Below are 23,165 nucleotides of genomic sequence, written 5' to 3' on the forward strand. Positions count from 1 at the left end.
CCTTGGAGACGATCCGGAATAGGTCCCGAATAGCCGACCTACGCTGCGCTTCGATCGGCTTTCGGGATGACGCCGGGTTTATCGCTGGCGCTGCCTTATGACGTATCGGGCGCGGCCGACGATGCCGGACGGCCTGCGTGCAAGGCAGGCGTCTTCCGGACAACAAACGGATGGGTCGCGTTGGGCAGCGTGACCGCCTGCATCAGCAGGGCCATGAGCAACATCGCCAGCGCGCGCAGACGGGCCGCGAGGCGCAAGGCGTCGTCGGCCGTGTCCTGCCCGCCGGCCGAGACCGGCGTGCCGGGGCCGATGAGAAAATCATGTGCCGCCGCTTCGGCGACACTCAGAATGCCGAGCAGATACCGGCGGCGTGGACCGGGAAGGCCGACGGCGATATCGGCAACGGTGGCAAGGGAAAACAGCAGCGCCACGATGCGCCCCAGCACATCATAGTCTCCGTCTGTTCCCCATTCCTCCATTCCAGCCTCCCTTTCGGCGGACCAAGTATGGAAGAGGCAGGAGAGGTGTGGAGAGATTTTTTGGCGAAGGCCCCAACCTTCGTCATCCTCGGGCAAGCCCAAGCGCAGCGAGGGCGCGACCCGGGGATCCATGCCTGACCCTTGGTGAGGGCCAGCGCGGTGCAGAAGAACATGCGTTCTGCACCGCCTCACCCAGCCAAAACCGTTCCGTCATGGATCCTCGGGTCAGGCCCGAGGATGACGAGGGGTCTGCTGTCTGCCGGCCGAGTATCGGGGAGGTAGAAAGGGTGTGGAGAGATTTTTCGCGCCGCCTTATCCACCTGCGTCATTCCGGGGCCGCGCAGCGGAACCCGGAATCCAGTCCGCCGACCTTGCCCGTTCAGGCCCGGCTTGGCAGCGTTCCCGCTCTGGATTCCGGGTTCCGCTGCGCGGCCCCGGAATGACGGCCTCTGTGCACGGGCTCAGGCGGCCGAGATATTCCGGCATGGTCCTCGGAGCGGCCACGAGGACGACGAATTCGAGCAGGCCAGGGATGACAAAGGTAAGGTGGCTACGCGCTATTTGAGCGGCCTTGCCTCACCCCGCCTTCGCCGCGCTGCCTTCCTTCATCAGCCGGTCGATGTGCATGCGGATATGCGAGGCCTCCGCGGCCGTGTTGGCCAGTGCGATCGCCCGGTCGAAGGCTTCGCGTGCCTCGTCGTTGCGGCCGAGCTGCATCAACAGGCCGCCGCGCAGGCCGTGGAAATGGAAATAGCCGGCGAGCCGGTCGGCCAGCGGATCGACCATGTCGAGCGCCGTCTGCGGCCCGCGCACCTTGGAGACGGCGACGGCGCGGTTCAGCGTCACCACCGGCGACGGCTGCATCTGCTCGAGTAGGCTGTAGAGCAGGTCGATCTCGCGCCAGTCCGTATCCTCGGCCTTTTCGGCGCGGGCATGCAGCGCCGCGATCGCCGCCTGCACCTGATAGGGACCGGGCTTGGCGTGCCGCAGCGCCTTGTCGACCAGCGCCAGCCCCTCGTCGATCATTTTCCGGCGCCACAGCGACCGGTCCTGGTCTTCCAAAAGCACGATCTCGCCGTTCGCGTCGAAGCGGGCCGGGGCGCGGGCGTGCTGCAAGAGCATCAGCGCCGTCAGACCCATGATCTCCGGCTCGGTCTGGAACAGCCTGAGCAGCAGGCGGGCGAGCCTTATCGCCTCCTCGGCCAGAGGCGCGCGCGCCACCGCCTCGCCGCCGGTGGTCGAATAGCCCTCGTTGAAGACGAGATAGATCATGGCCGCGACCGCCGCCAGCCGCTCCGAGCGTTCGACGGCGCCGGGCGTCTCGAACGCCAGTGCGCCGGTGCCGATGCGCGCCTTGGCGCGGGTGATGCGCTGTTCCATCGCGCTTTCGCCGACAAGGAAGGCACGGGCGATCTGCTTGACCGAGAGGCCGGAAACGATGCGCAGCGCCAGCGCGATCTGCTGGGTGGCCGGCAGGTCCGGATGGCAGCAGATGAACAAAAGCCGCAGGATGTCGTCGCGGTAATGCGCGCCGTCGAGCCGCTCGGCCATATCCTCCTCGACGTCGTCGAGGTCCGACACCTTGTCCTCGTCCGGCATCTCCACCTGTTTCGAGCGCTTGCGCACCCCGTCTATGCCGCTGTTGCGGCCGACGAAGATCAGCCAGGCGGCCGGATCGCGCGGCGGGCCGTTCTTCGGCCAGTTCTTCAGCGCCCTGAGGCACGCGTCCTGGAAAGCCTCTTCCGCGATGTCGAGATCGCGGAAATAGCGCAGCAGCGCGCCCATCGCCTGCGGCCGGGCGGCGCTGATGGCGGAAGCGATCCAGTTGGGGTCGGTCATGGGTTTCTAGCCTGCCTGGAAATTATGCGAGCCGGTCGGGTTGATGACGCCGACCGGCCGGATCTCGTAGGACCCGCCGCTCGGGTTGACTGTGGACAATTCCTTGGCAAAGGCGACCGCTTCGTCCAGATCGGCGCAGTCGAGCGTGTAGAAGCCGAGGAACTGCTCCTTGGTCTCCGCGAACGGCCCGTCGATGACGACGGATTCGCCCTTGACCTTGCGCAGCGTTGTGGCGGCCGTGGTGGGAAGCAGCCGCGCCACCGGGCCAAGCTTGCCGGCGCGGGCATATTTCTCCTGCACGGCGGCGAGATCGGCCATCACGGCCTCGTCCTGCTCCTTGCTCCAGCCGCAGACGACATCTTCGGAGGCGTAGCAGAGAATGGCGTAGAGCATCGCGGACCCTTTCATGATTTGAAGACGAAAGAGTTAGGCCGAAGCCGACACAAGGTCGATAAAAAATCCGCGGTCTGGCGGCCTCGCATCGCGCCAATCATGGTTCAAGGAAGCCGGCATAGAACGCGGGCGTCATCCCGGAAGCTGCTCGGAGCGAAGCGGAGAGCGGCTATCCGGGACCCATTCCATGACTTGGCCGATGTTCCGGAATGGGTCCCGGCTCTCGCCTCGCGGCCTGCGGCCACTCAGCAGCCGCCGGGATGACGCCGTGACGACCGATCATGCCTCAGCCGCCTCGTGCCCGCAGCCAGCGCAGCACCAGCGCCTCCTCGTCGTCGAGGCCCTTGATCCGCCGCTTGCCCTTGTTGGCCAGCGTCATTTCCTCCAGCAGGCGCCCTTCCAGCCAGGCCTCCGGCACGGCGGGATGGATGTAGCATTGCCGGCAGACCGAGCGCGTGTTGCCGAGACGCTCGGCGACCTTGTCGATGGCCCCGTTCAGGACGCGCTTCCTCGCCGTCTCGGCGTCAGGCCGCTCGGTCTGCGCCAGCAGCGACGCGGCATGGATGGTGCCGCCCCATGTCCGGAAATGCTTGGCGCTGAAGCCGTTGCCGGCCGCCTCGCGGATATAGTCGTTGACGTCCTCCGAACGGACCGGACGGCGCCGCCCCTCCGCATCGAGGTACTGGAACAGCTTCTGGCCGGGAATATCCTGCGCGCCGCGCACCACGCGGGCGATACGGCGGTCGACGAGTTTCAGCTTCCACTCCCTGCCCGACTTGCCCTTGAAGGAAAAGCGCAGGCTCGACCCGGTGATGTCGACATGCCGGTCGCGCAGCGTGGTCAGCCCGAAACTCTTGTTGTCGCGGGCGTAGGCGGCATTGCCGACGCGGATCATGGTGTTGTCGAGCAGCCAGACCACGGAAGCGACGACGCGCTCGAACGGCAGGCCGTGACGGCGCAGGTCCGCGTCGACCCGGCTGCGCAGGCCGGGGAGCGCCTCGGCAAAGGCGACCAGGCTCGAATATTTCTCGCCGTCCCGCTCGGCCGCCCAGTCGGGATGATAGCGGTACTGCTTGCGGCCCTTGAGGTCGCGTCCAGTGGCCTGGATGTGGCCGTTCGGATCGGGAGAAATCCACACGTCGGTCCACGCCGGCGGAATGGCCAGCGCGCGGATGCGCTGCACGGTCTTGCCCTCCGCCAGTTTCTCGCCCCTTGGCCCGACATACCAGAATCGTTTCGCCGCACCTTTGCGGCGAATGCCGGGATCGCTGTCATTGACGTAAGTGAGCTGCGCGCGCTCGGCGGCTGCCTGGGCGGCGGCGTCCGGTTCACTCCTCGTCTTATCCAGCATGATCGCTCCACGGGATGGCCGGTGAATACGCGCGACATGGCCGGCGGGTTCCCTTGTCTTTCCCTGTTTGCCGCAGAGCTACCCCAAGTGGAATTACTCTCGCCGCCGTGCACCCCCACCCCTAACCCCTCCCCACAAGGGGGAGGGGGATCTTGAGGTGACGCTAAAACGCCAAGATCAGCAAAGCTTGGCCGAACCGGCGGCGTCTCCCTCCCCCTTGTGGGGAGGGGTTAGGGGTTGGGGGTGCGTCGCCATCTGGCTGCGAGGAACGAGAAGGCGGTCAGAAGAAGGCCTGCAATCCCGTCTGCGCCCTGCCCAGGATCAGCGCGTGGACGTCGTGTGCGCCCTCGTAGGTGTTGACCGTCTCCAGGTTCTGCGCGTGGCGCATGACGTGGTAGCCGATCTGGATGCCGTTGCCGCCGTGCATGTCGCGCGCCTGGCGAGCGATGTCGAGCGCCTTGCCGCAATTGTTGCGCTTGACGATCGAGATCATCTCCGGCGCCATCTTGCCCTCGTCCATCAGCCGACCGACGCGCAGCGAGCCCTGAAGCCCGAGCGCGATGTCGGTCTGCATGTCGGCGAGCTTCTTCTGGTAGAGCTGCGTGCCGGCCAGCGGCTTGCCGAACTGCTTTCTGTCCAGGCCGTATTGGCGGGCGCGGCGCCAGCAATCCTCGGCAGCACCCAGCGCGCCCCAGGAAATGCCGTAGCGGGCGCGGTTCAGGCAACCGAACGGACCGCCGAGGCCCTTCGCGTTCGGCAGCAGCGCGTCCTCGCCGACCTCGACGTTCTCAAGCACGATCTCGCCGGTGATCGAGGCGCGCAGCGACAGCTTGCCGTCGATCTTGGGGGCGGACAGGCCTTTCATGCCCTTTTCGAGGACGAAGCCGCAGATGACGTCCCCACCTTTCTTGTCCGGGCCGTCCTCGCACTTGAGCTTGGCCCAGACGACGAAGACGTCGGCGATCGGCGCGTTGGATATCCACATCTTCGCGCCGTTGAGGCGATAGCCGGAAGCGGTCTTCTCGGCGCGGGTCTTCATGCCGCCGGGATCGGAGCCGGCATCCGGCTCGGTCAGGCCGAAGCAGCCGATCCACTCGCCCGAAGCCAGCTTCGGCAGATACTTTTTCCGCTGCTCTTCCGATCCGTAGGCATGGATGGGATACATCACCAGCGACGATTGCACGCTCATCATCGATCGGTAGCCCGAGTCCACGCGCTCCACCTCACGCGCGATCAGCCCGTAGGTGACGTAATTGGAGCCGAGCCCGCCATATTCCTCCGGAACCGTAACGCCGAGCAGCCCGGCCTCGCCCATCTCGCGGAAGATGGCGGGATCGGTCTTTTCCTCCATGTACGCCTGTTCGATGCGCGGCATCAGCCTGTCGGCCGCGAAGGCAGCGGCCGCATTGCGGATCATCCGCTCGTCTTCCGAAAGCTGGTCCTCAAGCAGGAAAGGATCGTCCCAGACGAATGCGTTCTTGTCGGCGGCCATGCGCAAGTCTCCGAGGGAAAGGGTTGGCGAGCTTATGATCCGGCCCGCTGAAAAAAGCAAACCGGGGCTGGTGGGCCAAACGCCGAGTGGTTTCAGGCCATTGCGCTCAGTGCCCGCAAAAACCCGACGATCTCCATGTCGAGCGCGTCCTCGACCGGCTCGGGCTGCGACGACATCTTGGCGATGACGACTTCGCTCTTCGGGTCGACATAGAGCCACTGGCCGTGAATGCCGATGCCGCAATAGGCGCCGTCGCCGACCTGATACCATTTGTTGCGGTAGCGCCCGCCTGGAAACAGGAAGAGCATTGCCCCGCGCCGCCAGGCCTGACGGTCGCCGCCGGTCTCGACCGTATCGCGCACCCATTCTTCCGGCACGACGCGGCGGCCGCCGGCCACGCCGCCCTGGCGCATCATCTCGCCGATGCGGGCGAGATCGCGCGGCGTCATGGAGATGCCGCCGGCCGTGCGCGCCTGCCCGACCATGTCGACGGTGATGGCGGCGGCGCTCCTGGCGCCGAGCGGCGCCCACAGTTTTTCGCGCATAAGGTCCGCGAAACGTTGCCCCGTCGCCCGCTCGAGGACGACGCCGAGCAGGTCGGAATTGGGCGAACGGTAGCGGAACGTCTCGCCATGCGGACCGTCGAGCCTCGGCAGGCTCATCAGGAAGGAGAACAGCGTCTCGCTCCCGCCGCCCGGGTTCCACAGCGTCGCCTTGCGGTAACGGCCATAGGCGCTGTCGGGATCGGTGTAGCTTTCCTCGATATCGACCGACACCGTCATGTCGAGCACATGCTGAACGGTGGCGTCGCCGTAAGCGGAGCCTTTCGCCTCCGGGACATGTGTTGCCACCGGGGCATTCGGGTCGAGCGCGCCCTCCCCTTCGAGGATGCCGGCGAGGATCGCGGTGATCGACTTGGAGATGGAAAAGACGATGTGGCGCGCGCCGAAAGCCATATGCGGCGCAAACCAGTCGCCGACGATCTTTCCGCCTTTCATCACCGTCAGCGCATCCGTCGACGAGCGCGTGAGGAAGCTGGCGACCGTTTGCGGTTCCCCTTCGCCCGGCGTGACCTTTTGCGAGAGCAGGCCGGCCATGTCCCGGACAGGTTCCTCCGGGCCTGCATCGGCGGCAACGCCGATGTCCGCGCTCGGCACCAGTTCGCCGGCGTTCTGGAACGACCAGCGGTTGAACGGACTGGTGCGCCACGACGCCAGCGTCACCTCATCGCGGCGAAAACCATAGTGCCGCTCGAAGGCGGTCTGTGCTGTCATGTCTGTCCTCCGATTGTGCCTCAGCGCAACGCCGTCGCGATCCGCTCGATGGCCCTTCCCGTCGCGATCGCATAGGCGGTATTGGAAAAATCCGGCCAGGACGAAAGCTTCACGGTCACCATGCGGTTGTCCCAGTCGATCTGGATCAACTGCCCGAACACGCCGCGGCAATTGAGACTGCGCGAGCGCGGGTCGGTGATCCAGAACTGGTTCTTGTAGCCGCCTTCGGGCAGGCTCTCGCTGTAACCGGATCCGCACCGCCCATCGCGTGTCGCCTCGATCCAGTCGCGCGGCACGATGCCGGCGCCGTCGTCGAGGATCATCTGGCCGAAGCGCGCATAGTCGCGCAGCGTCGCGTTGAAGCCGCCGTCCGCCACCGCGTAGCCGGCGCCGTCGACGGTGAAGCAGGCGCTCTCGTCCGCACCCAGCTTCTGCCAAATCTCCTGCGAGACAATTTCCGGCAGCCGCTTGCCGGTTACGCGTTCCATGACGAAGGCCAGCACGTCGGTCTCGATAGAGCGGTATTCGAAGGCCGCTCCGTGCGGCCGGACCGTTTCCGTCAGGCCGAGGATGAGTTCCCATAGATGCGCCGGCCATCTGAAACCGGGATCGCTGCCGGGCGGCACCGGCTTCCAGCCGGTGGCGACGTCGACTTGTCCGATATCGGAAGTGCGGTCGGTGTATGCCTCGGAGAACCGCACGCCCGTCGTCATGTCCAGCACCTGCTGGAGGGTCGCGCCGGCCCAGCCGGTAGCCGAAAGCTCGGGCAGGTAGTCTGTGACGGGCCGCGCCGGATCGATCAGGCCGCGGCCGGCCAGGATTCCCGCGACAGCCCCGGTCACGGATTTCGCCATCGACTGCGACAGATGCAGCGTCCGCTCGTCCATGCCGTTGAAGAAGCGCTCATAAGCGACCGCGCCGTCCTTCAGCACGAGAAAGCCGTCGGTATAGGTCTCGTCGAGCAGCGCGGCCAGCGTCGCCGGTCTGCCCATGCTGTCCTCGACCTCCAGCGCGTCGAGATCATGCTCCGCTCGCGGCAGCGGCCGGCGATGGCCGTTGCCGCGCCACACCTCGACCGTCGGCACGATCTCGCGGATATGCTGGAACGCCCAGCGGTTCCACGGCGGCCGGTCCCAATCGAGCCTCGGCACGATCATCGCAGGCGGCGAACCCTGCATGATCGGGGGATGTGGATCGGAGTTGCGGTAGGAGGTCATGAGAGATTTCCGCGATCTTCCTTCTCCCCGTGAACGGCGGGGCAATCGCATATGCAATTTCCTCAATTTCTGCCGCCGCTCACCCCCACCCCTGTCCCCTCCCCACAAGGGGGAGGGAGACGCCGGCGCCCTCGTTTCGTCCACAATCGCCAACGTTGGCACTCTGTGGTGCCGACACAGAAGTCCCCTCCCCCTTGTGGGGAGGGGTTAGGGGTGGGGGTGCATCGCCATATGCGACAGCCTGCCATTAATCCGGAGAAGAAAAGGCTACTTCTGAACGTCGGTCCAGATGCGCGTGTAGAGTTGTTGCACCGCCGGATCGCAGGAGGCGAGGAACTCGCCGGCCTTCTCGAATTCGGGCGGCACCACCAGTTCGGGCGCGTCCTTCATGTCGGCCGGCATGAATTCCTTCGAGCCCTTGATGCCGTTGGCATATTTGGCGAAGGCCGAGATCATCGCGGCGTTCTCGGGATCCATGATGAAATTCATGAACAGCTTGGCGTTGTCGACGTTCTTGGCGTCCTTCAGGATCGCGACCGAATCCATGAAGAAGGGGAAGCCCTCTTTCGGATAGCCGAACTTGATGTCGGGGTTCTTGATGCGCGAGCGCATCACGGCGCCGTTCCAGTAGTAGACGGCGGAATAGTCGCCGGCCGGCAGCTTCTCGGTCACGCTGTAGTCCATCGCCAGCCACTTCGGCTTGGCCTCGACCAGCTTGTCGCGCACCTTCTTGAGCAGTTCCTTGTCGTCGGTGCACCAGTCGCCGCCGAAATACTTGATGGTGGCGAACAGCACGTCGTTCATTTCCGGCGCGACGTCGATCTTGCCGACGAGTTCCTTCGGCGGATCAAGGAAGATCGCCGAGGTGTTGATGTCGCCGCTGTAGACTTTGGTGTTGACGCCGATGCCGGTCAGGCCCCACTGCCACGGAACCGTGTAGTGACGGCCCGGATCCCAGGGAACATTGACCCAGCGCTCGTCGACATTCTTGAAATTCTCCATCTGGTCGGGACGCGCTTCGAGCAGCAGCCCTTCCTTCACCCAGATCGGCACGTAGTTGGCCGAAGGTACCACGATGTCGAAGCCATGACCGCCGGCGCGCACCTTGGCGAGCGCGGTGTCGTTGGAATCGTAGTCGGTGATCGTCACCTTGACCTTGTAGGTGTCCTCGAATTTCTTGATCAGGTCGGGGCTGGTGTAATCGCCCCAGTTGAAGATGTTGAGCTCGCCTTCCGCCGATGCGGTCCCCGCACAGGCGAACAATGCAAGTGCCGCTGCCGCGGCCGTCGTCTTCCAGTTCATTGCCTTACTCCCGTTTGCACAGTGGTCATTGCTTGCGTCGATTGACGAAGAAGAAGATGGTGACGAGCACCACCGACAGCGCCAAGAACACCGTGGCGATGGCGTTGATCTCGGGGGTGGTTTCGCGCCTGAGCTGGCCCAGCATGTAGGTGGGCAGTGTGTCCTGCCCGCCCGACTTGACGAATTCGGTGATGACCACGTCGTCGAGCGAGATGACGAAGGCCAGCATGAAGCCGGCGATGATGCCGGGCCGGAGCAGCGGCAGCGTCACGAAGCGGAAGGCTTTCCACGGCGTCGCGTAGAGGTCGGCCGCGGCGCGCTCCAGCGTCAGGTCCATGCTTTCCAGCCGCGCCCGGATCGGCAAATAGGCGAAGGGGATGCAGAAGGCGGTGTGCGCCGCGATCAGATAGCCGAGGCCGGAATAGCCGGTCCACACCTTGATGCGCGAGAACACGATCAGCAGCGCCACGCCGGTGACGATCTCCGGCACCATCAGCGGCTGGTTGATGAAGGCGTATTTGAAGGTCAGCCCCGGATAGGGCGGCGTGCGGGTGGTGGCGAGCGCGGCCATGGTGGCGGCGATCGTGGAAATCGCGGCGGCCGAGATCGCCAGCACCAGCGAGCGGATCGAGGCGTCCTGCACGGCCGAATTGTGCCAGGCCGAGATGAACCAGCGCAGCGAGAACCCGTCCCAGCGCGACAGCGAATCCGCGGCGTTGAACGAATAGGCGACGAGCGCGGCGATCGGCAGGTAGAGCGCGAAGAAGGTGACGAGCGCCATGAAGCCGAAGCCCGGCTGCGCCTTGATGTCGAAGGGTCGTCTAGCCATGCGCGCCTCCCGAGCGGGACGCGTTGCGCACGTAGAACAGCAGCGCAATCATCACCAGCGCCATCAGCGTGATGGAAATGGCCGCGCCCAGCGGCCAGTTGCGCCCGGCGCCGAACTGAAGCTCGATCAGGTTGCCCAGCATCATGTTCTTGCCGCCGCCGAGCACGCGCGGAATGACGTAGGCGCCGAGCGAGGGGATGAAGACGAGGATCGAGCCCGCGATGACGCCGGGCTTGACCAGCGGGAAGATGATGCGGCGCAGCACCTGCCAGCGGCTTGCGTAAAGGTCGTAACCGGCCTCGACCAGGCGAAAGTCGAGCTTCTCCATCGAGGCGTAGATCGGCAGCACCATCAGCGGCAGGTAGACGTAGATCATGCCGAGCAGGATGGCGGTGTCGGTGTTCATGATCTGCAGCGGCTGCTTGATGACGCCGAGCGCCATCAGCGCCGTGTTGACCAGCCCCTCGTTGCGGATCACCTGCTGCATGGCGAAGGTGCGGATCAAAAGGTTCGTCCAGAACGGAATGGTGACCAGGAAGACCCAGACCTCGCGGGTCTTCGGCGGACGCGTCGCGATGAAATAGGCGGTCGGGAAACCGAAGATCAGCGTCAGCACCGTGGTATAGAAGGACAGGCTGATCGAGCGCCAGAAAATGGAAAGGTGTGCATCGGCAAGGCCCAGCGTGTCGTCGAAGATGTCGCGCTCGAACAGGACAGAGGTCCAGCCGTCGAACGAGAAGGTGCCGAACTGCACGTCGCCGTAGTCGGCCTTCAGCATGAAGGAATAGGCCAGCATCACGAACAGCGGGCCGACCGCGGCGATGAAGATGATGATGAGCGCCGGCGCCGACAACAGCCAGCGGTCGCGGATATCCTTTCGGTCGGCGGCGCGGGCGATTTCCTGGGCGCTCGCCATCGCTCAGTCCTTCAGCACCTGGGCGGCGTTCTCGCCGATGGCGACGCCCGCCCGGCTACCGGCCGTCAGCGGCTCGCCGCCGCCGCGGCTGTTCTGCTGCCGCACGATGAGCGCTGCCCCGTCATCGAGCTTCAGGTGGAAATGCGTGTCGGTGCCGAGATAGACCACGTTCTCCACCAGCCCGCGCAACGTTGCACCGGCTTCGTTCGGCATGATGTGGAGATGCTCCGGCCGCACCACGATCGTCACCTTGCCCGACGGCGCGAACCCGTCCGGCAGCGTGGCGGGAATCTCGACACCGGAGGACAGCCGCACCGTGGCACGCCCGTCCGCCACGCTCTTGACCTCGGCGGGCAGGAAATTGCTCTCGCCAATGAAGTCGGCGACGAAGCGTTCGGCCGGACGGTCGTAGATGTCGCGCGGCGCGCCGATCTGCAGAATCCTGCCGGCCGACATCACCGCGATGCGGTCCGACATGGTCAGCGCCTCCTCCTGGTCGTGGGTGACGAAGATAAAGGTGATGCCGGTCTCGTTCTGCAGGCGCTTCAGCTCGATCTGCATTTCCTTGCGCAGCTTGTAGTCGAGCGCCGACAGCGGTTCGTCGAGCAAAAGCACCTTGGGCTGCGGCGCCAGCGCGCGGGCCAGCGCGACGCGCTGCTGCTGGCCGCCGGAAATCTCGCTGGTGCGGCGGTTGGCGAGTTGTTCCATGCGCACAAGCCTGAGCATCTCGGCCACGCGCGCCTTGGTCTCGTCCTTCGCACGCCCGAGCATCTCGAGGCCGAAGCCGATGTTCTCGGCCACCGTCATGTGCGGGAACAGCGCGTAGGACTGGAAGACGGTGTTGACCGGCCGCCTGTAGGGCGGCAGGCCCGCGATCTCCTCGCCGTGGAGCAGGATCTCGCCGCTGGTCGGATAGTCGAAGCCGGCAATCAGCCGAAGCAGCGTGGTCTTGCCGCAGCCCGACGGCCCCAGCAGCGTGAAGAACTCGTTCTCGCGGATCGACACCGACACGCTGTCGAGCGCGGCGAAGGCATTCTCGCCGACCCCGAAAACCTTGCGCACGCCACGAACGTCGATGGCGCTTCTATCCGGCTGATCCGGCACACGCTACCCCATTGCTTGCGGCCTGCTCTTTGCGGCAGATCCTGTTCCCTGCTGGATTGTCACCACAGCCCGACCGGCTTGGCAACCGCGCGATTGAACGCGGATTCAAAAATCGCTTCCGCCTAGCCATCGCCGCGTTCGCAGAAAGAGCGTCATTCCGGGGCCGCGCAGCGGAACCCGGAATCCAGAGATGAAACGCTGCCAATCCAGGCCAGAATGAGCGAGACCGGCGTACTGGATTCCGGGTTCCGCTGTGCGGCCCCGGAATGACGCCGATCTGTGAGCCTAACCGTCCGCAACCCCTACGCCTCATAGGTCACCTTGCCGCCGCAAATGGTCGTCACCGGACGGACCGTGTCGAGGGCTCCCGGATCGACAGTCTCCACATCCTCGGAAAGCACCACAAGATCGGCAGCGAAACCCGGTTTCAGCCGGCCTTTCCAGTCTTCGGCGAAACCGGCATAGGCGCCCTCGACCGTGTAGGCCGCAAGCGCCTCTATTACCGAAAAGCTCTGGTCGGGATCTTCCTTCGCCCATGGCTTGCGGGTGACCGCGGCCTTGATGCCGCGCATCGGGTTGACGTCGGACACCGGCCAGTCCGAGGCGAACACGACATGGGCGCCGGCATCCTTCAACGTGCGCCAGGCATAGGCGAGCGGCCAGCGGGCGCGGCCGATGCGCGAGACCGTCGGCTCCAGCGGAAAGTCCATCGCGCCCGGCGGATGCGGCGGCTGCATCGAGGCGACGACGCCGAGCTCCCTGAACCGCGGCACGTCGGCGGCGGTAACCAGTTCGATGTGTTCCACCCGGTGGCGGCTGTCACGCTCGCCGTTGGCCTTCTGCGCCGCCTCGTAGCCGTCCAGCACGGCATGCACCGCGCCGTCGCCGATCGAGTGCACGGCGATCTGCAGGCCGCGCCGGTCGGCCTCGGTCGCGATCTCGGCGAGACGTTCCGGCGAGAACAGCGGCTCGCCGCGCCAGCCGGGCCGGTCGGCGTAGTCCTCGGCCAGCACGGCCGTCCAGCCTTCCAGCACCCCGTCGTAGAACATCTTGACGACGCCCGACGACAGCCATTGCGAGTGGTAGGCGGACGCCATCCGCGAGGCTTTTTCGAGCTGGCCGATCTCCATGAAATTCTTGAAATGGAACGGCACCTGCACGCGGCAGAGCAGCCGCCCCTCCTGTTCAAGCCCGGACAGAAGCTCAAGCTGGTAGAGATTACCGTCCATGTTGTGGATGGAGGTGATGCCGTGCCGCGCGCACCATTCCAGCCCGCGGTGCATGAGGTCGCGATCGGCGGCCAGTTCCTCTGCCGACGGATAAGGCTCGGGCTCGCCGCCGGTCTGCAGGCCGAGCCGCACCCGGCTTTGGCCGGACATGGCGAGTACCGGGCCGAACGCCTCGCTCTCCCGCAGCTCGCCCGCCGCCAATCCATCCTCGCCCATGACGATCTCGTTGCCGGGGCCGAGCGGCTTGCCGTGCAGCAGCCCGGCCATCTCCAGCGCCCTGGTGTTCGCCCACATCGTATGATGGTCGCCCGCCGACATGGCGAAGGGCCGGTCCGCGACGATGCGGTCGAGATGACGGCGGGTGACCCGCTCGGTCTCGGACAGGATCGTATAGTCGGCGGCGGCGCCCAAAAGCAGCGGCGCGTCCGGCCGCTCCCCAGCATAGGTGCGAATGGCGTCGCGCAGCGCGTCGAAACCGTGCACGCCGCCGAGATTCAGGTGGTCGAGCTCGGCCGCGCCGTTGAAAAGATGCATATGCGCTTCGATGAAGCCGGGGATCACCGTGCCGCCGGCCGCGTCGACGACCTTGGTGCCCGGGCCCCTCATGTCGACGATGGCGGCACGGTCGCCGACGGCGACGATGCGGCCGTCCCTGACCGCCACCGCTTCGGCACGCGGCGCCTCTTCGTCCATGGTCAGCACGCGACCGTTCGTGACGATCAGGTCGGCGCTGCGGACGGCTTCGGGCACGAGCGACTCCGGTTCGGCGTTCCGCTGTCCCGCAATTTTCCGGGAGACAGCACAATGGAAAAATGCGACTATTTATTCGCGTTTGTCAACAAGCAGGATTCTTGGCAGTTAGGTCGCCGACATGGCTTTCGCGGACGATCGTATGAGGGAGCGAAAAGGGATTGCAGGCGGCCTCCCGGCCCGTTCGCGCAAGAAGCGGATGGCTGCGCTCGAGCCGCGCAAGCAGCCGCGCCAGCAGCGATCCTCGCAGATGGTGGACCGCATCCTCGACGCCGCCCTCGTGCTTACCCGCGAGCAGGGAACCAGGACGCCGACAACGCTCGCCATCGCAAGGCGCGCCGGCCTGTCGGTCGGCTCGATCTACCAGTATTACCCCAACAAGGAGGCGATCCTGCTCGACCTCGCCCGGCGCTGGCTGGCCGCCTTTCCCGAGGTGATCCAGAAGCGCATCGACGCGCCCCGGCCGACGAACCGCGCGGAATTCCGGCAGGAAGTCCGAAAACTCTTCATCGACACGTCGAAACTCTACCTGGACAATGCCGGCCTGATGCCGGTCATCGAGGCCATCTCGGGCAATGCCGACCTGCGGCCCATCCAGAACGAATATGACGAGCAGATCATCGCGCTCTACGCCGCCTGGCTGAGGCACGTGAACCCGGCGCTGGAAAGCGATACCGCAAGCCGGCTGGGCGAGTTGATGATGGAAGTGGGTCACGTCTGCCGGCTGGTGGGCCTCAGGAAGACCCGCAAGGCATTCGATCTCATCGAGGACGACGTCGAGACCATGTGGCTCGCCTTGGTGACGCCGCACCTGGCTCTCAGCTAATCGGAAAGGACTTTCATGAAGACCGTCTACTCACCGCTTCACGCCGGCCATGCAGGCACGATGGAACTGGTTTCCGGCGCCCTCGTGCCGGGCTTCGAGAAACCGTCCCGCGCCGAGATCATCCGCGCGCGCGTCGAAAGCGAGAAGCTCGGTCCGGTCCTGTCGCCCGAGACGCATGACCTAGCCGCCGCCAAACGGGTGCACCGGGCCGACTACGTCGATTTCCTGCCGACGGTCTATCCGGCATGGGAAGCCTCCGGCCGCGACGGCTCGGCCATCCCCTTCACCTGGCCGACGCGCGGCCTGCGCGCCGACGTGCTGCCGAAAAGCATCGACGCGCAGCTCGGCTTCTATTCCTTCGACGCCGGCGCGCCCTTCGTGAAGGGTACCTGGGACGCCATCAAATCCTCCTACGACGTCGCCCTGACGGCGGCGGCGCTGGTCAAGAACGGCGAGCGCACGGCCTTCGCGCTCTGCCGCCCGCCGGGGCACCACGCCGGTGACGCCTTCATGGGCGGCTACTGCTACATCAACAACGCCGCCGTGGTCGCGCAATGGTATCGCGACCAGGGCGCCAGGCGCGTGTCGATCCTCGACGTCGACTACCACCACGGCAACGGCACGCAGCAGATATTCTATGCGCGCGCCGACGTGCAGGTGTTGAACCTGCATGGCGATCCGATGACCGAGTATCCGTTCTTCCTCGGTCACGCCGACGAGAAGGGCGAAGGCCAGGGAGAAGGCTTCAACGTCAACTATCCCATGCCCTTCGGCACGACCTTCGAGACATGGAACGCCGCACTTGACGACGCCTGCGAAAAGCTCCTCGCCTATGCGCCCGACGTGGTCGTCGTCTCGCTCGGCGTCGACACGTTCGAGAAGGACCCGATCAGCCAGTTCAAGCTCACCAGCGGGGACTATCCGAAGATCGGCCGCCGCATCGCCAAACTCGGCCTGCCCACCCTCTTCGTCATGGAAGGCGGCTATGCGGTGGACGAAATCGGCGTCAACGCCGTCGGCGTGCTGACCGGCTTCGAGGAAGGATGACGGCAGCCGGACAGGCACGCTGAGTCGCCGGACGGACTCCGAATCGTCTTTCTGTCAATTCCTGTTTGCCGTCGGATTCATCAGGCGTTAGATTAGACCCGAATCAGCCGGGACCCAGGGGGGCGCGGCGAAACCCAACAGTCTGATGTCCCGGAATCTATCCGGTGCAAGGCGCGGATGGTTTTCGCGTTTCCCGCCTGGATTCGGCCGGTCCGGCGCGGTCCCGCGTCGTTGTGAGTTCCCCCTTTGTGAGTTTGACGAAAGTGACGCGTCTTCGGGTTCGGTGCCGCTTGCGGCGGCGCCGGGCAGACGATGGATTCCGGCAACAAGACTGCAATGAAAAGCTCCGCCGCGTTCGCTTCGCAAGACGCAACACCTTCCCGCCTGACCTGCCGCGGCGACCTCACGGCATTCCTGATGAATGTGACGGCCTCGGTCGGCGCTGAAAGCTATATGCTGCTGGCGCTGGTCCACGACCAGACGCGGCTCAATGCGCGCATCGTCGCCTCGAACTGGATCTTCGACGCCGTCGAACTGATCGGGCCGCGCCTGATCGCGACCCTTGCCCACGACCCGCTCAACACCGCTCCGGGCTCGCGCCCGAAACCTCTCGTGGCGGCCGAAGCGCCGGCGACCGGCGGTCTGGTCAACGGCGAGGAAGCGAGGCTCCTGACGGTGCTCGGCCACGCCGAATTGTATTCGCTGCGCATCAATGTCGGCCGCCAGCGGCTGTTCCTGCTGTTCTCCGCCGCCGAGCCGGGCCGGATCGATGCCGCGGCGCTCGCCGCCGCCCAGATGAAGTGCTGCTACGCGCTATCGCAGATTCCGCAGCTTCTGGCCGAGGCGTCCCTGCAGGACCCGCTTTCGGACAGAGAGCGCGAATGTCTTTTCTGGGTCTCCGAAGGCAAGACCACCGACGAGATCGCGGTGATCCTCGGGGTCTCGTCCAACACCGTCAACAGCTACATCACCCACGCCATCCAGAAGTTCTCGGCCTCCAACCGGGCGATGGCCATAGCGACCGCGATCAGGAGCGGAATAATCTGATGCGAGCCAGCGAAGTCCGGCAAGCCGCCCAGGCCCTCTTCGACAACCACAATACGCCCTTCGGCGCCTTCAGTCTTGGCTCCGAGACCCACCAGACGGTGACCATACCCGACGCGGTGCGGCGCTGCCGCTGGATCGCCGTCGATCTCGAAGCGACCGCTTTCGGCCTGTTCTTCGTCAGCCCCTCGATGGAGCGCTCACGCCTGGTTCCGTGCTTCGACAGCGATTATCCGGGTGTGTCGGTGGCCAGCAAGTTCATCTCCGGCTCCAACGGCGAGGAGATGGTCCGCCATGCGCGGATCTCCACCGAGCCCTGCTGGTGGGCGGACGACGGAGCGTCAGGCACCGAGGCCATGTTCGATGCCCTCGAATGGGTGAGCCGGACGGCGCCCCTCGTTCCCGGCAGCAACGGCATCGCCTTTCCCGTTCATGCCGAGCGCGGCCAATGCGGGCTGGTCGTGTTCATGGGTTCCGCCATGAGAGTGACGCAGGAGATGCTCTACGAAATCCACGGCCGCTGCTTCGCCCTGTTCTCGGCCGTCGCGCGCATCCGCCCCGGCGAGGCCGGGCGCGTCCGCGCCATCTCCAAGCGCGAACTGGAATGCCTGAAACTGACCGCCAACGGCCACACCAGCGAGGAGATCGCCAGGCTCCTGAAACTGTCGGTTCACACCGCCAACCAGTATCTGACCCAGACCACCCAGAAGCTGAACGCCGTCAACCGCATGCAGGCGGTGGCGAAGGCGTTGAGGATGGGGTTGATAGAGTGAGGCAGTCGGAAAGTTGCCAGTAGGCAGTCGATTTGGATTCCCGCTCCGACTGCCGACTGCCTACTCCCCTACTATTTCCGCCTTCCTGATCCGCGCCCGCTCCAGCAGTTCCTCCAGCATCTGCGTGTTGCGGCCCGGATCCTCGTCCGGCTGCTCGAACAATACGTAGTTCAGCACCACCGAGGCGTCGTTCTCCGCCAGCGTCAGCTGGAAATAGACGGTGGCGCCCTGCGGCCTGAGTTCGAGGTCGAGCACGATGCGCGGACTGCCGCTCCAGTCGACATGCGCCTCGCCGCCGTGGCCGAGCCGCAGCGTGCCGGGCATGAAATAGAGCTCGGCCGCCGAATCCACCAGATCGGCCAAGCAGGCGAAATGTTCCAGCCGGATGAAGGCGATATAGTCCGCCACATCGATCAGCCTGAGCTCGGCGACGACCGGCTCGATCGCATGCGCGACGATGACCTCGCGGGAACTGGTGTGCGGCTGTCGGTTCATGACACCTTTCGGCGTTCGGGTTTCTTCGCGTAGACGATCCGCACCAGTTCCGCCACGGCCTGGTAGAATTGCGGCGGTATCACACTATCGACCGAAACTTGCTTGTACATGGAGCGGGCGAGCGCGACGTCCTCGAAGACGGGAATGCCGTGTTCGGCGGCGATCTCGCGGATCTTGAGCGCCACCAGATCCTGCCCTTTCGCGACCACAAGCGGCGCCGAATTCTCGTCGCGCACATATTTCAGCGCGATCGAATAGTGGGTCGGGTTGGCGATCACCAGCGTCGCCTTCGGCACCGCCGTCATCATGCGCCGCCGCGCCCTGTCGCGGGCGACGGAGCGGATGCGCGAGCGCACGATCGGGTCGCCTTCGGACTGCTTGAGCTCGTCCTTCACTTCCTGCTTGGACATGCGCATGTCGCGACGCCACGAAAAGCGCGACCAGACGAAGTCGGCGGCGGCGATCGCCATCATGACCAGCACGATCGCGGTGAGGATATTGACGGCGATGGAGCGCATCACCATGCCGAATTCGAGCGGATTGGTGATCATGCCGGCCAGCAATTCGCGATGTTCGTCCGACAGCGCGAAAACGAGCACCGTGGCCACGAAACCAAGCTTGGCCAGCGCCTTGAGGAACTCCACGAAGCCCTGGACGCCGAACAGTCGCTTCCAGCCCTGGCTGATCGAGATGCGTGACAGCTGCGGCCTGATGCGCTCGCCCACGAACTGCGGCAGGTTCTGGAAGACCGAGGCGCCGATGCCGGCGGCGACCAGCAGGACCAGCAGACTGGCCACCCCCTTGCCGATCTCCATGATGACGATCTTGTAGAGCGTCACCACGTCGGTCTCGGTGTCCATCGGCCACGCTTCCGGCTTCTCCAGGAACATCGACAGGAACATGCCGAGATGGGCGATCGTGTCCTTTGCATAGAAGACGGTGAAGACGAGAATAGCCGTGAAGGAGGCAAGCAGCGCCGTCTCGCGCGAATGCGGCAGCTTTCCCTGCTCGATCGTGTCGCGGACCTTCTTCTCGGTCGCTTCCTCTGTTTTGGAGTCCTTGTCGGCTGCCTCCGCCATCGCGCGTCAGACGCTCCGGGCGGTCAGGCCGCTTCGGCGTTCTGCGCCGACGGCAGGTCGAACAGGCCTTCGCGGGCCAGCCGCACGACCGTGGCCGCGATCGTCCTGCGCGCCTGGGCGATATCGGCCGCGGCAACATTGGCGTCCTGCGAAAGCTCGGCCTCGATCATGCGCCGCGACCGCGCGCCGATGGCCGAAAGCACGGCCTCGGCCATGTCCGGTTGCGCGCCGCGCAACGCCAGCGTCACGACCTCGGTCGACAGGCCGTCGAACACGGCCACGCGCGCCTTCTGGCTGAGCGCCGGCACGTCGTCGAAGGAGAAGATGCGCGCCCTGACACCGTCGAGATCGGGCGTGCCGGCCGCCTCCAGGTCCTGCATCACCTCGTCGAGCTGCGACTTTTCCATCTCGTTGAGCACGCTGGCCACGCGGGCCTGGCCGACCGAGGTGTCGCGCGACGACGTCTCTGTCAGCACGCGGCTGCGCAACTGGTCCTCGACGATCTTCTCGGCGGCCTCCGGCACCTTGGAAAGCGACATCATGCGCTTGACCACGTCCGCCCGCATCGCCTTGTCCAGCGTCAGCAGGACGTTGGCGGTCGCCTGCGGCGACAGTTTCGACAGCACCATGGCCGCCGTCTGCGCATGCTCGCCCTGCAGGAACGCGCCGAGCCTTGCAGGATCGAGCTTTTCGAGCTGCGGCCAGATCGGCGGCGGCCCTTCCGGCTCCGCTTCCTGCTGGCGGCCGTTCATGATGGCGCTGACTTCCTCCGGCGACAGCGATTCGTTGAGGATCGTGTCCATCTGGTCGGAGGAATCGAGCAGGCCCGCGCCCTCGGTGAACTCGGCCTCGAACTCGGCGACGATGCGTTCGAGATCGGCCTGGGGGATCGTGCGCAGCAGTCGCGCGCCCTCGATCAGCGCCTTCAGCTCCTCCTGCTTGAAGAATTTCAGCAGCTTGCTGGCCGACGGCTTGCCCATCGCCACCAGGATGGCCGCCGCCTTCTGCGGCCGCGTCAGCGAAAGCGCCTGCTGGCTCATGCCTCTGCTCCGAGATCAGTACCCCCACACCTTCCCCTCGAGGGCAGGATTATCGCATATGACAGCGCCCCCCCACCCCTATCCCCTCCCCACAAGGGGGAGGGGGACTCTGTGTTCGCGCCACAATAGGCCGACGTCGACGATTTCGAGCGAAACGACTGCGTCAGCGTCTCCCTCCCCCTTGTGGGGAGGGGACAGGGGTGGGGGTGCTCGGCGACCGGGATTGAGGAAAATTGCTCTCCCCTCGAAGGGGAGGGAGGGGGGGTGATTTCTGCGATCCCGGACGACATCGTCATGCGCTCTTGGTGCCGGCGACGATCTCGGTCAGCCTGATGCCGAAGCGCGACGGGTCGCTTTCCAGGACCGTGATCTCGCCGCGCGCGATGCGGCGGCCGTTGACGACGATGTCGACGGGCTCGCCGATGCGGCGGTTCAGCGCCACGGTCGATCCCTTCTGCAGCGACATCAGCTCCGAAACCGGCATCTCGGCCGAGCCGAGCACGATCTGGACCTCGACCGGGATGTTCATGATGATGCTGTCGGACGCGCCTTGTGCAGCCGTCGCGGTTCCCGCCCGCGCGCCGGCCTGCTTCTCCTCCTCCTTCAGCACGCCGCGCAATTCCTCGATGGCGCGGTCGAGCTGCTCGTCGGGAGCTTCGGGCTCGGCTTCCGGGTTGGTCTGGGTCATGCTCATTCTCCCGTGCGGACGATGCGGGCGTTCAGCCCGTCATCAGCCCGTCGATAAAGTCCTGACCGGCATCGTAGGGATGCCTGATTCGAACGGTGTAATTCTGCCCGAGTTTGCCGAACTCGCATACGAACAGCGTGCGGTCGCGCGCGCGCAGCCGCGCGTTGACCTGCGCTCCTTCGTCGAGCTCGATCACCTGGCCGGGCGCGAAGCCGGCGATCTGGCCGAGCGTCAGGCGCGACAGCGGCATCGTCGCGTCGAGCGTCACGGCCGAGCGCATCACTTCCTCGGAAAAGCGCGCGCGCCAGTCGACGGCCTGCGCGGTTTCCGGACCTTGCCGGCCGGTGTCGCCGCGATGCTTCAACAGCACCCGCTCGGGCATGGTCAGCGACAGGGTGCCGCGCGACGCCGGCGTGGCGATCGAGAACACGACCCGCACGGCCGGCCCGTCGCGCAGCATGTGCCGGGCCATCTCCGTACCGGTGAAGGCCAGCGGCACCGGCAGCCTGAGATCGAAGGCGCGCTCACCGGATCCGTTCACCGCCTGCGCGAGCTGCCCGAACACCCGCGTTGCCACATCGAGTTCCAGCGGCGACAGGGAGCGCGTGATCGGCGCGGCCGGCTCGGATGGATCGCCTCCGAACAGCGCGCTGACCGTCAGCGCAATGGCCTCAGTGTCGATGGACAGCACCAGCGCGTCCGGCGAGGACGCGGATGCCGCGATGGTCATGGCGTGGTTCGAATCCATGGGCCGCGCCTGCGCGAAGCGGATGAGCTCCACCTCCGCGACCTCCAGCGTCGCCGAAATGCCGAGCCCTTCCTCGAGGCCCTGCATGATCGCAGGCAGGGAGCGTTCAGCCAGCGAGCGCGCCGCCGCCTTCACCTTGTCCGGCTCGCCGGTGTCGCCGAGCAGGCGCTCGAGGATCAGCGCGCGGGTTTCGCCGAGGCCTGCCGGGGACACCATCCTAGCCCTGCCCTCGTTGCGGCTTGCCGGTCATCACGCCGCCTTCTTTTCGGCCGCGCCGGCGTTCATGGTGCTCTGTTCCACGGCGTCGATGGAGGGGCGGTCATAGGCCGAGATCGTCTTGCGGCCGAATTCGAGGGCCACCTGCGGCAGCGAGCCGTTCATGAAGGCCAGCAGCGTCTGCTTGACCAGCACGTAGAGCCGGTTCTTCTTCTCGCGCACGACTTTGATCTTCGTGGCGATCGGGCTGATGATGCAATAGGACGCGAAGATGCCGGTGAAGGTGCCGACGAGCGCGGCGCCGATCAGCCCGCCGAGAATTTCGGGCGACTGGTCCAGCGCGCCCATGGCGTGGATGACGCCGAGCACCGCCGCGACGATGCCGATCGCCGGCAGGCCGTCGCCGACCGAGACGAGCGCGTGATACGACTTCAGCTTGTCGTGCTTGATGGTCTGGATCTCTTCGTCCATCAGCGCCTCGATCTCGAAGGGGCGCGCATTGCCGATGATGATCAGCCGGCAGTAATCGCAGATGAAGTTCGTCAGATCGTGGTTCTTCAGCACGGTCGGGTAGGTCTGGAAGATCGCCGATTCCTCCGGATTGTCGATATGCGCCTCGACCTCCGAGCGCGACTTGGTGCGCAGGTCACGCATGAGGCTGTGCAGCACCCCCAGCGTCTCCAGGTACTCGGTTTCCTTCGGCACCGAGTTCTTGAAGGCCTCGAGAAGCCCCTTGCCGGCGTCCTTCACCGTCTTCATCGGGTTGGCGACCAGGAACATGCCGAGCGCCGCGCCCAGGATGACGATGAACTCGAAGGGCTGGAACAGGATGTGGATATGGCCGCCCATGGCCATGAAACCGCCGAGCACGCAGCCGAACGTCACCACAAGTCCGATCAGAATGCCCACGGCCGGTCCTTCCCCAACATACGAGAGACAACCCGATAGCGCGCCTGCCTTGCGCGAGGCTGAATCGGGGGTCGGACGGGATTCAGTTTCGCGCAAGGAACTGCGCCTATTCTTGGCGCAAGAAC

Annotated in this window: 22 protein-coding genes; 4 read left to right on the top strand and 18 right to left on the bottom strand. The window is 65.5% G+C overall.

Features of this window, described 5'->3' with window-relative positions; genetic code table 11:
- Positions 1–95: 95 nt before the first annotated feature.
- The 12 genes from ABMA46_RS07585 to ABMA46_RS07640 form a co-directional block, all read right to left on the bottom strand.
- Positions 96–611 carry a hypothetical protein gene (locus ABMA46_RS07585; RefSeq protein WP_348998713.1) on the bottom strand — a complete coding sequence of 172 codons (516 nt, stop codon included), beginning with the start codon at positions 609–611 and terminating at the stop codon, positions 96–98.
- Between the two features lie 444 nt (positions 612–1,055).
- A complete protein-coding gene (locus ABMA46_RS07590; protein WP_348998714.1) occupies positions 1,056–2,318 on the bottom strand; it encodes an RNA polymerase sigma factor in 1,263 nt (420 codons plus the stop codon).
- 6 nt (positions 2,319–2,324) lie between these two features.
- Positions 2,325–2,711 (bottom strand): YciI family protein, encoded by a 387-nt coding sequence (locus ABMA46_RS07595; protein ID WP_348998715.1) that lies wholly within the window; start codon positions 2,709–2,711, stop codon positions 2,325–2,327.
- A gap of 286 nt (positions 2,712–2,997) precedes the next feature.
- Positions 2,998–4,062 carry a DNA topoisomerase IB gene (locus ABMA46_RS07600; RefSeq protein ID WP_348998716.1) on the bottom strand — a complete coding sequence of 355 codons (1,065 nt, stop codon included), beginning with the start codon at positions 4,060–4,062 and terminating at the stop codon, positions 2,998–3,000.
- Between the two features lie 280 nt (positions 4,063–4,342).
- Positions 4,343–5,554 (bottom strand): acyl-CoA dehydrogenase, encoded by a 1,212-nt coding sequence (locus tag ABMA46_RS07605; RefSeq protein WP_348998717.1) that lies wholly within the window; start codon positions 5,552–5,554, stop codon positions 4,343–4,345.
- A gap of 92 nt (positions 5,555–5,646) precedes the next feature.
- Entirely contained in the window at positions 5,647–6,828 is a 1,182-nt protein-coding gene (locus ABMA46_RS07610) for a serine hydrolase domain-containing protein (protein ID WP_348998718.1), read from the bottom strand.
- A 20-nt stretch (positions 6,829–6,848) separates the two neighbouring features.
- A complete protein-coding gene (locus ABMA46_RS07615) occupies positions 6,849–8,045 on the bottom strand; it encodes a serine hydrolase domain-containing protein (protein WP_348998719.1) in 1,197 nt (398 codons plus the stop codon).
- A gap of 267 nt (positions 8,046–8,312) precedes the next feature.
- Positions 8,313–9,347, bottom strand: a complete 1,035-nt coding sequence (locus ABMA46_RS07620) for an extracellular solute-binding protein (protein ID WP_348998720.1) — start codon at positions 9,345–9,347, stop codon at positions 8,313–8,315.
- A 25-nt stretch (positions 9,348–9,372) separates the two neighbouring features.
- Complete coding sequence (locus tag ABMA46_RS07625) at positions 9,373–10,176, bottom strand: ABC transporter permease (protein ID WP_348998721.1); 804 nt, start codon at positions 10,174–10,176, stop codon at positions 9,373–9,375.
- On the bottom strand, positions 10,169–11,092 hold the full coding sequence (locus tag ABMA46_RS07630; protein WP_348998722.1) for an ABC transporter permease: 924 nt from the start codon (positions 11,090–11,092) through the stop codon (positions 10,169–10,171). The genes ABMA46_RS07625 and ABMA46_RS07630 overlap by 8 nt, the downstream gene beginning before the upstream one ends.
- Before the next feature lie 3 nt (positions 11,093–11,095).
- Positions 11,096–12,196 (bottom strand): ABC transporter ATP-binding protein, encoded by a 1,101-nt coding sequence (locus ABMA46_RS07635; protein WP_348998723.1) that lies wholly within the window; start codon positions 12,194–12,196, stop codon positions 11,096–11,098.
- Positions 12,197–12,498: 302 nt separating this feature from the next.
- A complete protein-coding gene (locus ABMA46_RS07640) occupies positions 12,499–14,118 on the bottom strand; it encodes an amidohydrolase (protein ID WP_348998916.1) in 1,620 nt (539 codons plus the stop codon).
- Between the two features lie 256 nt (positions 14,119–14,374).
- Between ABMA46_RS07640 and ABMA46_RS07645 the strand changes: the two genes are divergently transcribed.
- The 4 genes from ABMA46_RS07645 (at position 14,375) to ABMA46_RS07660 (ending at position 17,865) form a co-directional block, all read left to right on the top strand.
- Positions 14,375–15,001 (top strand): TetR/AcrR family transcriptional regulator, encoded by a 627-nt coding sequence (locus tag ABMA46_RS07645; RefSeq protein WP_348998724.1) that lies wholly within the window; start codon positions 14,375–14,377, stop codon positions 14,999–15,001.
- Between the two features lie 15 nt (positions 15,002–15,016).
- Positions 15,017–16,048, top strand: coding sequence for a histone deacetylase family protein (locus ABMA46_RS07650; RefSeq protein WP_348998725.1), 1,032 nt, complete (start codon positions 15,017–15,019; stop codon positions 16,046–16,048).
- A gap of 417 nt (positions 16,049–16,465) precedes the next feature.
- On the top strand, positions 16,466–17,095 hold the full coding sequence (locus ABMA46_RS07655) for a helix-turn-helix transcriptional regulator (RefSeq protein ID WP_425475707.1): 630 nt from the start codon (positions 16,466–16,468) through the stop codon (positions 17,093–17,095).
- On the top strand, positions 17,095–17,865 hold the full coding sequence (locus ABMA46_RS07660) for a helix-turn-helix transcriptional regulator (RefSeq protein WP_348998727.1): 771 nt from the start codon (positions 17,095–17,097) through the stop codon (positions 17,863–17,865). Before ABMA46_RS07655 ends, ABMA46_RS07660 begins: the two co-directional genes overlap by 1 nt.
- A 60-nt stretch (positions 17,866–17,925) precedes the next feature.
- Here the strand turns inward: ABMA46_RS07660 and ABMA46_RS07665 are convergent, their stop codons facing one another.
- The 6 genes from ABMA46_RS07665 to motA all read right to left on the bottom strand — a co-directional run bounded on the left by ABMA46_RS07665 (position 17,926) and on the right by motA (position 23,040).
- Positions 17,926–18,360, bottom strand: a complete 435-nt coding sequence (locus ABMA46_RS07665; RefSeq protein ID WP_348998728.1) for a hypothetical protein — start codon at positions 18,358–18,360, stop codon at positions 17,926–17,928.
- Positions 18,357–19,439, bottom strand: a complete 1,083-nt coding sequence (flhB, locus tag ABMA46_RS07670; RefSeq protein WP_348998729.1) for a flagellar biosynthesis protein FlhB — start codon at positions 19,437–19,439, stop codon at positions 18,357–18,359. Before flhB ends, ABMA46_RS07665 begins: the two co-directional genes overlap by 4 nt.
- Positions 19,440–19,462: 23 nt before the next feature.
- Entirely contained in the window at positions 19,463–20,479 is a 1,017-nt protein-coding gene (locus ABMA46_RS07675; protein ID WP_348998730.1) for a flagellar motor switch protein FliG, read from the bottom strand.
- A gap of 292 nt (positions 20,480–20,771) precedes the next feature.
- A complete protein-coding gene (gene fliN / locus ABMA46_RS07680; protein ID WP_348998731.1) occupies positions 20,772–21,167 on the bottom strand; it encodes a flagellar motor switch protein FliN in 396 nt (131 codons plus the stop codon).
- Between the two features lie 31 nt (positions 21,168–21,198).
- The gene (locus ABMA46_RS07685) at positions 21,199–22,131 is read right to left on the bottom strand and encodes a FliM/FliN family flagellar motor switch protein (protein WP_348998732.1); all 933 of its coding nucleotides are present in this window, start codon (positions 22,129–22,131) and stop codon (positions 21,199–21,201) included.
- Positions 22,132–22,164: 33 nt separating this feature from the next.
- Complete coding sequence (gene motA, locus ABMA46_RS07690) at positions 22,165–23,040, bottom strand: flagellar motor stator protein MotA (RefSeq protein ID WP_348998733.1); 876 nt, start codon at positions 23,038–23,040, stop codon at positions 22,165–22,167.
- Positions 23,041–23,165: the final 125 nt, after the last annotated feature.

Source organism: Mesorhizobium hunchu, assembly GCF_040081975.1.
GTDB classification, from domain to species: domain Bacteria; phylum Pseudomonadota; class Alphaproteobacteria; order Rhizobiales; family Rhizobiaceae; genus Mesorhizobium; species Mesorhizobium hunchu.